We start from the raw sequence: 14,160 nt of genomic DNA on the forward strand, positions 1-14,160 counted from the left end.
AGCCCGTGCCATGGGTGTTACGCGTAGCAATTTTAGGCGCGGAAAACTCATAAAATTTGCCGTTTTCGTACAAAATATCGACCGCTAAATTTCTCAAATCCCCGCCCTCGCCGCTCGGTTTAAAGCCGTCATCTAAAGGCGCTGCAGATAAATTTTGCCCAAAAGAAGACTCCGCGCTCGTCGTTAAAATTTTGCATTCGCTAGTAAAATTTTCCTCCGCAAAATTTGCGCTCTTAGTCAAACCCGCAGAATTTTTGAGCGCCCCGTTTTCGCCCGTCTCGTGCCCAAAAGCTTTAAAATTTCGCGCTCCGTTCGTTTCCGTCGTATCCGCGTACCCTGCGCCGCAAGCCACGCTTGCGCCCGCAAGATCGCCGCCTTTAATCAAAATCGCGCCGCTAAAAAACTGCGAAATTTTAACCACTGCCGCGCGCATACCTGCTAAGCTTAAAATTTTCATCTCCGCCAAAACCTCAGCCTCGCGCACGTTGGGCGTGATAATCTCCGCGGCGGGAGCGAGCTTGTATTTTAGCGCATGCAGCGCGCTTTGTTTCATCAAAACTCCGCCGCTGGTGGCGACCATCACGGGATCTAAGACGACGTTTTTCGCGCCGTGTTTGCTCAGGCTCTTTGCGATAGCCTCGGCAACCCCCTCATTGGAGATCATTCCGATTTTAACGGCGTCCGGAAAGATATCGCTAAAAATCGCATCGAGCTGCGCCTCTACAAAACGCGGCGGAACGTCCAGCACGTCGAACACTCCGCGCGAATTTTGCGCCGTAAGCGCCGTAATGGCGCTAGTAGCAAACATCTTATGCGCGCTGATCGTCTTGATATCGGCCTGTATGCCCGCACCGCCGCCGCTATCAGAACCCGCGATAGTAAGAATTCTTTTCATAAAAAGCCTTTAAAATTTTAGCGCGATTATATCGAAATTCCGCTATAATTCTGTCCGATATATTATTTTACGGGCTAAATTTAAGTTTTATTTATATAGTTTTTATTATAATTTATAATTTATTCGTAATAACTATTACAAATACAAAATTTTAACCCAAATAGAGGAAACTACATGAAAAAAGTCGCTAGTTTGATTTTCGCAGCATTTTTGGTTTCGGGCTGCTCCTATTTTGAAAAAAAGGAAGATAAAGGCGCGAAGCAAGGCGGCGAGACGCCTGCGCTGCCAGTAGGCGTATTTATCGCCAAATCCGCCGACGTGCCGATAATTTTAAAATTTAACGGACAGACCGTAAGCGAGCTTGAGATAATGCTAAAGCCGCAGGTTTCGGGCACTATCGAAAAGCAGCTTTTCGAGCCTGGTCGTAGCGTCAAAAAGGGCGACGTGCTCTACGAGATCGACCGCTCGCGCTACCAAGCGGCGTTTGACAGCGCAAACGCTAATCTGCAAAACGCCTCGGCGGACTACAAAAGAGCCAAAGCGCTAAAAGCTAGCAACACGATCTCTCAAAAGGACTTCGATACCGCAAAAGCGGCATTTATGGTAGCCGAAGCAAATTTTAAAAGCGCCAAGATCGATCTTGATCACTCGCTCGTGACCGCGCCTTTTGACGGCATGGCGGGCGATACGCAAAAGGACGTAGGCGCATACGTAAACGTGGGCGAGGATCTGGTTAGGCTTTCTAAATTTGATCCGATCGACGTGGAATTCGGCATCGCAGACGTCGATAGACTGGAGCTTGATGCAAATTTAAGAAACGGGCAGTGGAAGCAGCTGGGACGTCAGGTAAGCATAAATCTCGGCGGCAAAGACTACAATGGCACGCTAAGCTTTATCGATAGCGTCATCAATACAAACACCGCGTCAGTCAGCGCCAAAGCTCAAATTCCAAATCCAAACTTAGAAATTCGCCCTGGAATTTTTACCAAAGTAAGCGTCGAGGGCTTTTATCAGAAAAACGGCTTTAAAATTCCGCAAGTTGCGCTCAAGCAAGACCTTAGCAACACCATAGTTTACGTCGTGCAAGACGGAAAAGTCGCTAAAAAAGTGGTCAAAATCACGGCTCAAGATACCCGCACGGCGACGATCTCAAGCGGGCTACAAGACGGCGATCAGATCATTTTGGATAATTTTAAAAAGATCAACGTGGGCTCCAAGGTCACTCCCGTACCCGCAAGCACCGATCCTTACGTAGCGGGACAGCCTGAAGCGTCTCAGAGCAATGCGGAAAGCGGGAAATAATGTTTTCTAAATTTTTCATCAACCGCCCCGTTTTTGCCTGCGTCGTTTCGATCATCATCGTAATCGCGGGCGTTTTGGCTCTTAAAAATTCCTCCGTCGAGGAGTATCCGCAACTCACGCCGCCGCAAATCGTCGTTAGCGCTACATATAGCGGCGCGGATGCGCAAACGATTGCCGACGTCGTCGCAGCCCCTCTTGAAAACGCGATCAATGGCGTTGAAAATATGATCTATATGGAAAGCTCGGCAAGCTCCTCCGGTGACGTTCGTATCAACGTATATTTTCAAATCGGCACAAATCCAGCAGATGCGAAAGTCAATGTAAACAACCGCGTAACGCCTGCGCTTACGCTACTTCCCGACGAAGTGCGCCGCTATGGCGTAACCGTCACTGAGCGCAGCAGCACGATGCTGGAAGTGCTCGCGTTTTACGATCCTAGCGAGCAGATGGATGTCGTAGAGATGCAAAACTACGTAGCTATCAACATCGTAGATGAGCTAAAGCGCGTGCCGGGCGTCGGCGAAGCTCAAGCGCTGGGTACGAAAGACTATGCTATGAGGATCTGGGTTAAGCCTGAGCTACTAAAGAAATTTAACGTTACTACCGCCGAGATAATCGCCGCAATAAGCGAGCAAAACAGCCAATACGCCGCGGGTAAGATGGGCGAGCAGCCGATGAACTTAGGCAATCCCTACGTCTATGCGATCAAGCCTGAGGGTCGTTTAAAAACCGTCGAAGAGTTTGAAAATATCATCATACGCGCGCAAAAAGATGGGAATTTCTTGCGCGTAAAAGATGTCGCCGATGTCAAACTTGGCGGCGCAAGCTACAATATCTCGGCGAAATTTAACGGTAAAGAGATGGTGCCTGTGCTTATCTTTATGCAAAGTGGCGCCAACGCCCTAGCCGTAGTTGAAGCGGTAAATAAGCGCATAGACGAGCTTAAACCAAATTTCCCAGGCGAGCTGACCTACGACGTCGCCTACGATACGACGAGCTTCGTAAAAGTATCAATCGAAGAGGTTATTCATACCTTCATTGAAGCGTTAATTCTCGTCATCATCGTTATGTATATGTTCTTAGGCAATCTTAGAGCGACGATCATTCCGACGCTTGCTGCGCCCGTATCGATCTGCGGCGCGTTTATCGGAATTTATGCCTTCGGATTTTCAATAAATTTAATCACTCTTTTCGCGCTTATTTTAGCTATCGGCATCGTCGTGGACGACGCCATTATCGTGATCGAAAACGTAGAGAGAATTTTGCACGAGGAGCCGGATCTTAGCGTCAAAGAGGCTACCACAAAAGCGATGGGCGAAATCGTAGCGCCCGTCATCTCCATCGTGCTCGTGCTTTCGGCGGTTTTTGTGCCGGTTGCGTTTATGGAGGGCTTTACCGGGGTTATGCAGAGACAATTTGCATTAACGCTCGTAGCCTCGGTATGTTTTTCAGGCTTCGTAGCCCTTACACTAACGCCCGCACTTTGCGCTCTAATCTTGCAAAAAAAGGAATCTGAGCCTTTTTTCTTTATAAGATGGTTTAATAATCTTTTTAGCATCTCAACTAAAATTTACGCCGCAGGCGTCGGCATGGTTCTTCGCCACGTACTAATCAGCCTCGTTTTTGTAGGCATCATCATCTATGCGATGGTGAAGCTTCTTGTGCTCACTCCTAGCGGCCTGGTGCCTAACGAGGACAAAGGCTCGATTATGGCAATGACTACGCTTCCATCGGCATCTACTCTGCCTAGGACGGAAGCCGATCAGGATTTCATCGCAAGTATCGCTAAAAAGTATCCAAACGTAAAAGATATAACCCAAATCACGGGATACGATATGCTAGCCGGAGCGCTTAGAGAAAATGCGGGAGCTTTTTTTATGAAGCTAAAAGACTGGAAAGATCGCCCCGGCGATGAAAATTCCAACTTCGCCATAGCTGCCGCGCTAAACGGGCAGCTCTACGGCGCGGATCGCAACTCGATGACTTACGTCGTCACGCCGCCGCCTATTATGGGTCTTTCGCTTACGGGCGGATTTGAGCTCTACGCGCAAAGCACGACGGGCAAGAGCTACGATGAAATTCGCGCCGATATGGATCGCGTAACCGCCAAAGCTAACCAACATCCCGCTTTAAAACTCGTGCGAACGACGCTGGATACCGATTTCCCGCAGTATAAGCTCTACGTCGATAAAGAGAAGGTAAAGATGCTAGGCGTTAAGATAGCCGACATTTTCACCGTACTAAATTCCACCATCGGGCAGTATTACATCAACGACTTTAACCTCATGGGCCGCACGTTTAAGGTCTATATCCGCGCTACGCAAAACTACAGAGACGATCCTAACGATCTAAAATCGCTCTACGTCCGCAGCGCTAGTGGCGATCTGATACCGTTAAATTCTTTAGTGAAACTTGAGCGCTCGCTGGGTCCTGATTCCGTTAATAGATTTAACGCCTTCCCAGCAGCGCAGATTATGGGCGAGCCAAATACGGGTTATACCTCGGGTCAGGCGATTGCAGCGATCCAAGAGGTTATAAAAGAGGAGCTTCCTAGCGGATATTCTATCGGCTGGGCGGGCTCCGCGTATCAAGAGGTCAGCGAGACCGGCAAAGGCTCGCAGGCGTTTGTATTTGGAATGATCTTCGTGTTTTTGATCCTGGCGGCTCAATACGAAAGGTGGCTCATGCCGCTTGCCGTACTTACCGCCGTGCCGTTTTCGGTATTCGGCGCGCTCGTGTTTACATATTTCCGCGGGCTGAATAACGACATATATTTTCAGATAGGACTTTTGCTTCTAATCGGTCTGGCGGCGAAAAACGCGATTTTGATCGTAGAATTTGCGATGAACGAGCACCTAAACAACCACCGCCCGATCGCGGAAGCTGCCGTAGAGGCCGCCAGGATGAGGTTCCGTCCTATCGTTATGACGAGCCTTGCGTTCGGCCTCGGCGTACTTCCGATGGTTATTGCCACCGGCGCGGGCGCTGCTAGCCGCCACGCGCTAGGAACCGGCGTAGTAGGCGGAATGCTCGCGGCATCTACGATCGCGATCTTTTTCGTGCCGCTGTTTTTCTACCTGCTCGAAAGCTTCAACGCTTGGCTTGATAGACGCGGCAAAAAAGTCCAAACTAACGAGGTGAACGATGAAAATAAATAATGCTCTTTTAAGCGCCTTGACGCTTGGAATTTTACTTTGCGGTTGCAACTTCAAGCCAGTTACGCCGCAAAAGCAAACCGGCTTTAAGGCGGATTACGCAAGCACGAACGTTAGCACGCAGTGGTGGAAAAGCTTCAACGATCCGCAGCTAAACGCCCTGATCCAAAGCGCGCTGGAGCAAAATTCCGACTTGCAAACCGCACTGAATAACGTCGAGTATGCGCGCGTAAATTTAGGACTAAGCAAGCTTGAATACCTGCCGAACGTAAATTTAAGCGGCAGTGCGGTGCGCCAAAATAATTTCGGCAACCAGCCCGATCGCAACTCCCACGGCGCGTATCAGATCGGCGCCGTGCTAAGCTACGAGATCGATCTTTGGGGGCGCGTGCGCAACAGCGTAGATTCGGCGCGATCTCGATTTAATGCGACGAAATACGACTACGAAACCGCCAAAAACACGATCACCAGCACGGTTGCGACGACCTATTTTACGCTACTAGCGTTAAAGCAGCAGGAGAAAATTTTAAAAGACAGCCTAAAAAGCTATCAAGATACGCAAAACTACCGCAAAAAGCAGCTCGATGCGGGCGCGGTTAGCGAGATCGTATTTTATCAAGCCAAAGCTGCGGTGCAAAGCGCCGAGGCAAGCCTCATAAGCGTGCAAAATCAGCTCTCCGCAGCTCAAACTTCGCTAAATATCCTAACGGGCAAGAGTTATGATGAAATTTTACGCGGCGCGCCACAAACCGCCGCAAAAATGCCTAGCGCGCCGCAGATTCCAAGCGGAATCCCAAGCGACGTGATCTTGCACCGCCCCGACGTCGCAAGCTCGCTCGAAAATCTGCGCGCAAGCAACTTCTTAGTGGGCGTCGCCAAGGCGGGCTACTTCCCTACTTTCTCGCTTACGGGCTCGGCGGGATACGCAAGCGGCGAGTTTGACAGGCTGTTTACCGCGAGCGCGAGTACATGGAATATCGGCGGTTCGCTCGTAGGGCCGCTGCTTGACTTCGGTCGCCAAAAAAGGCGCGTAGAGCTTGCAAATTTAGAGCAAAACGCGAGCTTCATCGCATACGACAAAGCTCTTAAAACAGCTTTCGGCGACGTTCGTGACGCGCTTGTAGGCGTGCAAAACGCCAAATTAAGGCAGGCAAGTCTCGCCGATCTCGTCGCTTCGCAAAGCAAAATTTATTCAAACGCCTCAAGCAGGTATCAGGCGGGCTACAGCGACCATCTGGAGTTTTTGGATTCACAGCGAAACCTGCTTAGCGCGCAGCTAAATAAAGTGCAGGCAGATCTTGACGTGCTAAGCGCGACGGTAAACGCCTACAAGGCGCTCGGCGGCGGCTTTAGCATAGAAGATAGCGAAATCAAGGCGCTTATCGGCGCGGAGCAGGACGTGCAGCCCGATATGTCCGCCTTCCCGAAAGATAGAATTTTTAATTAGCTTTAAATTTACGGGCGGCGCGAAATTTTAAAATACTCATAAATTTAAAGCGCTGCCGAAATTTTACGGCGCAAGCGGACTATACGAAAGTAAAATCTGCTTGCGCTTTTTAAATTTAGCGCTGCAGCGGGCGATGGAGCCAAATTTTAAAAATGGTCTAAATTTCAGATAGCCGCAGCAAGGTAAAATCACCGCTCGACTAGGAAGCCCAAAACAGCCTGGCTTAGCGGTGCGGTAGAATTTCAAACAGCACGGCGGAATTTCAAGCGCCGCAGCAAAATTCCAAGCAGCGCGATAAAATTCCAGGCGCTGCGGCGAAATTCCAAGCGCCGAGTTTTAAATTTTAAGACGAGCGGTTGCACGCCGAAACGGAATTTGGCAAAATTTTAGATTTTCGCTATAATCGCGACTTTTAATTTAGATGGGTGTCCGAGCGGTTGAAGGAGCACGCCTGGAACGCGTGTAAAGTGCAAGCTTTCGAGGGTTCAAATCCCTTCCCATCTGCCACTACTTTAAAATTTCATCCCCGCAAAGCTCTAAAATTTCGCTTTTCAACTCGGCGTAAATTTTATAAATTTAAAGCCAAAATTTCATCGCTGCCGCAAATTTAACGATCAAAGATAAAATTTCCTCCGCCGAGATCAAACCCGAAAGCCACCTAAATTCTATCTCTACGCCCGCCGTTTACCGATATTGCGCTAAAATTCCTTTTAAAATTTCACTTTAAAGGAGAGAAAAATGAGTGAAGAAAAAAGTTGCGCCTGTGCGCATGTCAAATCCCAAAACGTAACCGACGCGCCCGGCAACAACACCGTGTTTATGATCTGGCGCTTTAACGCAGACAAAACCGCCTGCAAAAAGGCTTTCGAGGGCCTTTGCGCTCTGGTGATAAATTTAAACAAAACCGCCGTTACGAGATTCGGCGCGGCTAGCGAAACAAGCTGCGTGCTCGGCGTGGGTTTTGAGGCGTGGAAAATGCTCGGCTTGCCGAAGCCTTTGCCGAAGGAGCTAAAAAATTTCGAAGAGATTAAGGGCGATAAACACGCTGCGCCCGCCACCGGAGGCGATATTCATATCCATATCAGAGCCGCAAATCAAGCCGTTTGCTACGATATGGCAAGCGAGATCAGAGCCGCGCTAAAGGATGTCGCGACATGCGAGGAGGAGATCTGCGGCTTTAAATACTACGACGGGCGCGCTATCATCGGCTTTGTGGACGGCACCGAAAACCCGCAGGGCGCAGATCGCGACTTTTTCGCCAAGGTAGGCGACGAAGATGCGGCGTACAAGGGCGGCAGCTATCTTTTTACGCAAAAATATATCCACGATATGAGCGCGTGGAACGCCGCGGGCGTCGCCGAGCAGGAGCGTGTCATCGGCAGATCCAAGCAAAACGATATCGAAATGAGCGAGGAGATAAAACCTAGCAACTCGCACTCCGCCGCAGCCAACGTCGGCGACGATAAAAAGGTCGTGCGCGGCAATATGCCGTTTATGCAGGGCGGCGAGACGGGGACCTACTTCATCGCCTACGCAAGCACCTTTAGCACGCTGGAGCTGATGCTTGAGAGTATGTTTATCGGCCGCCCGCGAGGCAACTACGACCGCCTACTGGATTTCAGCGCCGCAAAGACGGGCGCGCTCTTTTTCGCTCCGACCTTCGATATGCTGCAGGCTTATAGCGCAGAGTAAATTTAGCTTTAATTAAAGGCGCGCGATGTTTTGCGATCTAAGCCCGTATCAAAGCAGGCGCTGCAAAGAGATCATAGAGGGCAAAGTCGAAAATAGTGAAAACGTCAGGGGTCTGATAGAGTTCATAGACGCTAAATTTAAAACTCGAGCGATCAGCGCGTTTTACGGCGCGGGCAGGGACTCGGCGTGGCTTAAGATCGTGCTTCGCTTCGATAAAGACGCCGCAAAAATCACCGATAAAAAGTGCATCGAGCGCTATCTCGCCCGCACGCTGCTTTACGCGAAGCTAAACGAGCTAAAGAATTTTTATATCTCGGTCGAGTCCTTCGAGTCGCAGATCCGCACCGATCTGATCCAAGGCGCGGTAGAGGAGCTGCTGCGAAACCGAAACGAGCTTTTAGCGCCGCTTAAAATTTGGTATATCGCAGCGGTGTCCGACGCGCCCATAGTTTTTTATTGCACGAGACAAGATGCGGCACGCCGCGAAGGGGGCGGAAAGATAGAGCGACTGATAAGAAATTTTATAGAGAAAGCGCAGGACGCCAAATATCTGAGCCACATGGAATTTAAGCTGTTTTTTGACAGTAAGGAGTCTGTGGATCTTGAGTACGGCGGAAATTTGTTCTATTATTTCAAATGAAATTTAGCTAAGGAGCGAAAATGGATGCGAAGCTTTACAGAAGGTAACGCAGCTCTCGCAAGGGCTTGAGGAGGGCGGCGTGCAGAGCCTAAAAGCAGCACTTGAGGGCGAAGGCGACGAGGTTAGCAAGACGCGAGCTCGCGTGATCTTAGGCGAATACTACGTGATGAAAGGGGATTTCGCGCAGGCTAAGGAATATCTAGGGCCCGTGGCGCAAGACACCGAGCGACTGCGAGATCAATACGACGACCTGCTGGACGATGAAATTTGCAGAGCCGATATGCTTTTGGATATGATCGAGCGCTTCGGGTTTTTGGCGGAATAAAACGGCTCGCGATATGCGGCGGAAGAGATAAAATTTTAAGATCGGAGCGAAATGTCAGACTACTCATTTGAAACTATAGAGCAAATGCTGCTAAAATGTGTAGCCGAGGGCGGCGAGCCCGAGCTTAGCTTTCGCCTACGCGGCGCAGAGTATATGATCATCGCCTACGCCGATCTCGCTGCTCATTTCAAAGATGCGCGGACGAGGCGGGTGCAAATGCAAGCGGCGAGCGGTATTTCGCCACGCTGCGGGAGCTCTACGGCGCGCCGCAGATAGACGGGCGCTCGCTAAAAGAGCTCTGGAGCGAGGCGGATGAGTTTTACTGCTTTGATTTCGAGCTATGAGACCTCGAAATTTTATGCGACGGTGCAGTAAGCGCACGCAGCGCTGATAAAATTTGAACGAAATAAAATTTTGAAAGGACGCAAGCAGGCTCTGCTTGGGATGGCGTCGCTAAAGCGTGCGGCGCGAACGACAAATTTAGCAGCGCAAAAATGCCCGAGCCGCTAGCGAAGAATTTTGAAACGAGAGTAAATTTAATGCAAAATTTAAAAGACGAATCGCAGAAGTCGCGGCAGCCTGAACAAAACGGCGCCGAGCGCCGAAATCCGCCGAAATTTGACAATAAATCCCTCATCGTAAAAGACTACAACATAATAGTATTCTTTATTTATAACCTATTCTTCGCCCCTTTGGCGGTACCGGTGTTTCTGTATATAGGCGATATTTTCCCATACTATACGCCGTTTGTTCCTGTAGCATTCGCCGTCGTATCTTATCTCAACAGCGCCCATACGCGCTTTGTTCATTTGACGAATAGGAGCATTAACTACGTTAACAAGGGCAAAATCACGAAATCTATAAAATTTGATGAGATATCGCTCATAAAGCTCACTGCTACGCCGCTATTCGGACATATCGTGCCCGCTAGAAATTCCCAGGCATTGTGCTTTCGTTCATCGTGATAGGCGTCGCGTTTGCCGGATTTTTACAAAGCCTTAGAGGATTTATAATTTTTATTATGAGTCTGACGGCATTGATTTTGCCGTTTTTCATCTCTAAACTGATTTTTTCAAAGATCACGGAGGGGAAATTTAGCTTCCGCGCGATCGATACTTTGATCATCTATGACGGCAAGGGCGAATTTATCAGTTTTATGATGAGCGGAGCGGACTTTGAAAGGGTTTGCCGCTACATGCCAAAAGAGCGGCGGATCAGCCCGTCAAAATTTCAAAAGCAGTTTGTGATATTTCAATGAAACGGGCGTTTCGATCAATATCATCGCCGAGGTTTGCCCGCGCACGCCGCAAAGCTCGATGGAATTTCGCGGCAGCTCGCATCACTTCGCGCCTTGAAATTTACCGAGCTCGCTTTAAATTTTAAGGCGCAGAGTTTGAATTTCAGTCCGAAACGACGCGTCTGGCAATAAATTTTACTTAGCGAGCGGGGCTGCGGTGATTTGAAATCGGACGCTTTTGGGTCATGACCGCGCCTGCCAAACTATGTAAATTTCATATCCAAAGCGTTCGGCGACTCAAGCCTTGCGTTTAATTTAATCCACAATTACAAGCCGAATTTCAATCTGTCCAATTTAAATATCCGCGCAGACTGCGTGCATCGCGGCTCCATCGTTTGCCACGGCGTAGAGGCGCCCGCCGCTAGCGAGCATGATCTGATCCGAGCCGAATTGAAACTCGCCGAATTCCACCTCTTTTAAGATCGAGCCGTCCTCCGCGCTAATCAAAACCGGCTTGCCGCGGCGATCTGCGAGTAAAATTTTATCCTCAAACCACGCGAAATGCTCGGTTCCGCCGGTGTCAAGCTTAAAAATCACCTCGCCGCTTGCCGCGTCTACGGCGTATAGGTGCCCGCCCTTGCCCGCGGTGCCGAAATACAGCGTCTTGCATCCCTGCCGCTTACCTTGCGCATCAAAATGCACTGCTCCGCCGCGCAGGCAGACAGGCGTATATAGATACGCGCCGAGCTTCAGCCGCCAAAGCGTTTTGCCTTTTGCGGCCGCTTTTTTGCGCGTTTGCTTGCCGTCTTTTAAAATTTTATCTTTCGCCTCGCTCGTTTCGTCGTGTGGATCGCTTTTACTCGCTTTACAAACAGCCGCCGCGCCGAACAAATTTGACCCGCCTTGCGAGGCTCTGCACTCCATCATAAATGGTGAACTCATCCGCACGCAAAAGCCCTCAAACTCGTAGGTTCGCGCATCGTTATAAATCTGCTTCACGGGCGCAGGAGCGTCGCCAAGCTCGCTCATTTCGCCGTCTTGTATTTTGATGAGCTTTGCGGGCGAATCGACGAAGCCCTCGTAGTATCTCGTATTTAGCACGAAGTGGCCGTCCTGCGGGTAGCAAAGCGCGGAGGCGGCAGAGAAAATTTCGCGCTGTTCGTAGGTGAGCACTGATCTTTTATGTTCGCTAAAATCGCGCGAAAACGTATCTAGCAGCACGTAGCCGGGCGTTAGCTTTGCGGCGATGTTTTGTTCGCTAGGAGCCGCGAAAGCAAAATGGACGAAGGCAATCCGCTCGCCCATCTCGTAAATGCCCGTCACGCCGTGTCCGCGAAACTCCACGCCCTGCATCGCAAGAGGATATGATTTTAGCATTTCGGCTCCTTAAAATTTGAAGCGATTATAGCTTAAATTTGGGCGCGAATTTTAAAATTTTGTATGCACGTTGAAATTTGCGGCGCGCACGTTAAATCATACGATGCACACGCTAAAATTTTGCGGCGCGTGGCATGGAATTTCAAATTTCGCGGAGCTTCCAAAATTTTACGCCTGGCACAATGAACGCTACGTCTTAAAAACTCATAACTAAATTTCGTTGCTAGGTTTTTCATTCACTTTTATACCAGACGAATGCCCAAAGTTTAATGCCATTACATTATTTCATCATTGTACACTACTTTGATTCAGACTGATCAATTAGGCCACTATCGAAATTCTAGCTTTTTCGCTACGTATCTTTCTAGCATTCATTTACGAATATGCTATTATAGCTGCCTATTTACACTGCTAATAGTGAAGTAGAGTTTAAACGTAAAGAGCATTAAATGAAAATTAGTATAGATAAAATGTGAAAATTTGAAGTTAAAATGGAATTTCGGATTAGATTAAAATGGCCGGGAGATAGGGATTCGAACCCCAGGAGGCTTTCACCTCAACGGTTTTCAAGACCGCCGCTTTCGACCGCTCAGCCATCTCCCGATTAAGGGCGGGTAGACCCCGCCGAAAGTTCGCGCAGATCAAGATCTACACGTGGAATTTATTCGGTTTTTTCTCCGACCCACTCGGCGCCGTTGTGAACCTTTTCTTTGGTCCATTGAGCCGCATTGTGTGAGTCCTCTTTTACGCCGTGCCAAGTATTAGAGCACCCGTTAAAAACCGTCAATGCCAAAAGAGCCGCTAGTATGTATCTCATAATAACTCCTTTTTAGGATCTGGAGGCGACACCCGGATTCGAACCGGGGATCAAAGCTTTGCAGGCTCATGCCTTACCACTTGGCTATGTCGCCGCGCCGGCTTATTAGGTGGTGCCCGGAGCCGGACTTGAACCGGCACGGAAAAAATTCCGAGGGATTTTAAGTCCCTTGCGTCTACCGATTCCGCCATCCGGGCACGTTTAATACAAAACAGAATGTAAAATGGAGCGGGAAACGAGAGTCGAACTCGCGACATCAACCATGGCAAGGTTGCGCTCTACCACTGAGCTATTCCCGCGCAAAGAAATGAAATATTACCCAATGCAAGCTTAAAATTTCATTTTATAGCGGCTTTTGCGGAGAAAATTTTGGCGTAGCGCTGGAATTTAAAAATTTTGTAAGTAAAATAATGTAAAATTACAAAATCTTTATTGGGGTTATAGCTCAGCTGGGAGAGCGCTTGAATGGCATTCAAGAGGTCGGCGGTTCGATCCCGCTTAACTCCACCATTTAAGCTACTTTTAATTTTAAATCACTTCTTTTAGATCTCTTTTACTTCCTTTAAATACCGATATTTAGGGCCTTTATTAATTTTGATTATTTTTGTTTCTTTTTATGTTATAATTATTTTAGAATAATTCAGTTAGTTATTAGGTTAGTTAAAACCTATTTACAGAAAGAGTGATAAATATCGCCCAAAAGCCCTTTGGCGCATATATCGCACAAAAACGAAAAATGGTATAAGTGAGAGCTATATCGCAAAAATCATTAAGATGAACGAAAAATATATACCTCCATCTTTTGACGAGCGCAATATAAAGACGATGAAATATAGCGATATTTTAGAATTTTGAACCAAAATAATCCGAGTTCTAGTCGTCTCGAAACGCTTCATCGCCTAATAAATGATATAGAAAAGTCTTTGTAATAAATTAAATTTTAATGAAAGGAGAGATTATGTCAGTTGAAGAAGATATTGTGTTTATAGATGAAGACTACGTAAATATCGTGCCGCAGGATCTTTTAGAGCGCGGCATACGCTTAAGAGAAGAGTACGGAATTTATGATATTGCTTGGAGATTTGACGATGTAATGGAGGTGCTAAAAATCACAAGAGGCAAAGGTATGATTATTCTAGGAGGAGATGTATATCGCTTAAGCGGCAATAAGCCCATCATCACATATGACAACTGGTATACCGAAGAGGAAGATGACAACGCATTTGAATTGGCGATCGAATATATCATTAATTATCGCGCTAGAAACGGAGAT

13 protein-coding genes and 6 tRNA genes are annotated in these 14,160 nt (G+C 48.3%); 12 read left to right on the plus strand and 7 right to left on the minus strand.

All coding sequences use genetic code 11. The annotated features are described in order from the left end of the window. The coding region (gene thiD / locus Q0257_RS09245; RefSeq protein ID WP_298024318.1) for a bifunctional hydroxymethylpyrimidine kinase/phosphomethylpyrimidine kinase at window positions 1-895 on the minus strand (895 nt) is incomplete at its 3' end. Between the two features lie 174 nt (window positions 896-1,069). Between thiD and Q0257_RS09250 the strand changes: the two genes are divergently transcribed. From Q0257_RS09250 to Q0257_RS09295, 10 genes are all read left to right on the plus strand, one after another. Next, entirely contained in the window at window positions 1,070-2,197 is a 1,128-nt protein-coding gene (locus tag Q0257_RS09250) for an efflux RND transporter periplasmic adaptor subunit (RefSeq protein ID WP_298024320.1), read from the plus strand. Then, window positions 2,197-5,355, plus strand: coding sequence for a multidrug efflux RND transporter permease subunit (locus tag Q0257_RS09255; RefSeq protein WP_298024322.1), 3,159 nt, complete (start codon window positions 2,197-2,199; stop codon window positions 5,353-5,355). The genes Q0257_RS09250 and Q0257_RS09255 overlap by 1 nt, the downstream gene beginning before the upstream one ends. Continuing rightward, entirely contained in the window at window positions 5,342-6,799 is a 1,458-nt protein-coding gene (locus Q0257_RS09260; protein ID WP_298024324.1) for a TolC family protein, read from the plus strand. The genes Q0257_RS09255 and Q0257_RS09260 overlap by 14 nt, the downstream gene beginning before the upstream one ends. 419 nt (window positions 6,800-7,218) lie before the next feature. Continuing rightward, window positions 7,219-7,306: transfer RNA gene (locus tag Q0257_RS09265), tRNA-Ser, on the plus strand. A gap of 231 nt (window positions 7,307-7,537) precedes the next feature. Beyond that, window positions 7,538-8,491 (plus strand): Dyp-type peroxidase, encoded by a 954-nt coding sequence (locus Q0257_RS09270; protein ID WP_298024326.1) that lies wholly within the window; start codon window positions 7,538-7,540, stop codon window positions 8,489-8,491. A 25-nt stretch (window positions 8,492-8,516) separates the two neighbouring features. After that, a complete protein-coding gene (locus tag Q0257_RS09275; RefSeq protein ID WP_298024328.1) occupies window positions 8,517-9,131 on the plus strand; it encodes a hypothetical protein in 615 nt (204 codons plus the stop codon). Window positions 9,132-9,210: 79 nt separating this feature from the next. After that, window positions 9,211-9,456: a hypothetical protein gene (locus tag Q0257_RS09280; RefSeq protein ID WP_298024330.1), complete on the plus strand. Its 246-nt coding sequence runs from the start codon at window positions 9,211-9,213 to the stop codon at window positions 9,454-9,456. 51 nt (window positions 9,457-9,507) lie between these two features. After that, window positions 9,508-9,732, plus strand: coding sequence for a hypothetical protein (locus Q0257_RS09285; RefSeq protein WP_298024332.1), 225 nt, complete (start codon window positions 9,508-9,510; stop codon window positions 9,730-9,732). 263 nt (window positions 9,733-9,995) lie between these two features. Then, window positions 9,996-10,421 (plus strand): hypothetical protein, encoded by a 426-nt coding sequence (locus tag Q0257_RS09290; protein ID WP_298024334.1) that lies wholly within the window; start codon window positions 9,996-9,998, stop codon window positions 10,419-10,421. A gap of 56 nt (window positions 10,422-10,477) precedes the next feature. Then, window positions 10,478-10,714 carry a hypothetical protein gene (locus tag Q0257_RS09295; protein ID WP_298024335.1) on the plus strand — a complete coding sequence of 79 codons (237 nt, stop codon included), beginning with the start codon at window positions 10,478-10,480 and terminating at the stop codon, window positions 10,712-10,714. Window positions 10,715-11,047: 333 nt separating this feature from the next. Here the strand turns inward: Q0257_RS09295 and Q0257_RS09300 are convergent, their stop codons facing one another. From Q0257_RS09300 to Q0257_RS09325, 6 genes are all read right to left on the minus strand, one after another. Next, window positions 11,048-12,070, minus strand: a complete 1,023-nt coding sequence (locus Q0257_RS09300; RefSeq protein ID WP_298024337.1) for a PQQ-binding-like beta-propeller repeat protein — start codon at window positions 12,068-12,070, stop codon at window positions 11,048-11,050. 515 nt (window positions 12,071-12,585) lie between these two features. After that, window positions 12,586-12,673 (minus strand) — tRNA-Ser (locus tag Q0257_RS09305). Window positions 12,674-12,731: 58 nt separating this feature from the next. Then, entirely contained in the window at window positions 12,732-12,887 is a 156-nt protein-coding gene (locus Q0257_RS09310; RefSeq protein WP_298024339.1) for a hypothetical protein, read from the minus strand. Between the two features lie 20 nt (window positions 12,888-12,907). Beyond that, window positions 12,908-12,981, minus strand: a tRNA-Cys gene (locus Q0257_RS09315). Between the two features lie 16 nt (window positions 12,982-12,997). Beyond that, window positions 12,998-13,084, minus strand: a tRNA-Leu gene (locus Q0257_RS09320). Window positions 13,085-13,111: 27 nt separating this feature from the next. Further along, window positions 13,112-13,186 (minus strand) — tRNA-Gly (locus Q0257_RS09325). A 135-nt stretch (window positions 13,187-13,321) separates the two neighbouring features. Between Q0257_RS09325 and Q0257_RS09330 the strand changes: the two genes are divergently transcribed. Then, a tRNA-Ala gene (locus Q0257_RS09330) sits at window positions 13,322-13,397 on the plus strand. A gap of 448 nt (window positions 13,398-13,845) precedes the next feature. Beyond that, a partial coding sequence (gene imm40 / locus Q0257_RS09335) for an Imm40 family immunity protein (RefSeq protein WP_298024340.1) occupies window positions 13,846-14,160 on the plus strand: 315 nt, incomplete at its 3' end.

This window comes from uncultured Campylobacter sp. (assembly GCF_938018035.1).
Lineage (GTDB): Bacteria > Campylobacterota > Campylobacteria > Campylobacterales > Campylobacteraceae > Campylobacter_B.

What these genes read in the sequence shown, in the direction of transcription:
- Q0257_RS09285 (WP_298024332.1), top strand. Translation starts at nt 9,508, where the DNA reads ATGTCAGACTACTCATTTGAAACTATAGAGCAAATGCTGCTAAAATGT.
- Q0257_RS09250 (WP_298024320.1), top strand. Translation starts at nt 1,070, where the DNA reads ATGAAAAAAGTCGCTAGTTTGATTTTCGCAGCATTTTTGGTTTCGGGC.
- Q0257_RS09270 (WP_298024326.1), top strand. Translation starts at nt 7,538, where the DNA reads ATGAGTGAAGAAAAAAGTTGCGCCTGTGCGCATGTCAAATCCCAAAAC.
- Q0257_RS09275 (WP_298024328.1), top strand. Translation starts at nt 8,517, where the DNA reads ATGTTTTGCGATCTAAGCCCGTATCAAAGCAGGCGCTGCAAAGAGATC.
- Q0257_RS09300 (WP_298024337.1), bottom strand. Translation starts at nt 12,070, where the DNA reads ATGCTAAAATCATATCCTCTTGCGATGCAGGGCGTGGAGTTTCGCGGA.
- Q0257_RS09260 (WP_298024324.1), top strand. Translation starts at nt 5,342, where the DNA reads ATGAAAATAAATAATGCTCTTTTAAGCGCCTTGACGCTTGGAATTTTA.
- Q0257_RS09255 (WP_298024322.1), top strand. Translation starts at nt 2,197, where the DNA reads ATGTTTTCTAAATTTTTCATCAACCGCCCCGTTTTTGCCTGCGTCGTT.
- Q0257_RS09310 (WP_298024339.1), bottom strand. Translation starts at nt 12,887, where the DNA reads ATGAGATACATACTAGCGGCTCTTTTGGCATTGACGGTTTTTAACGGG.
- Q0257_RS09290 (WP_298024334.1), top strand. Translation starts at nt 9,996, where the DNA reads ATGCAAAATTTAAAAGACGAATCGCAGAAGTCGCGGCAGCCTGAACAA.
- Q0257_RS09295 (WP_298024335.1), top strand. Translation starts at nt 10,478, where the DNA reads ATGAGTCTGACGGCATTGATTTTGCCGTTTTTCATCTCTAAACTGATT.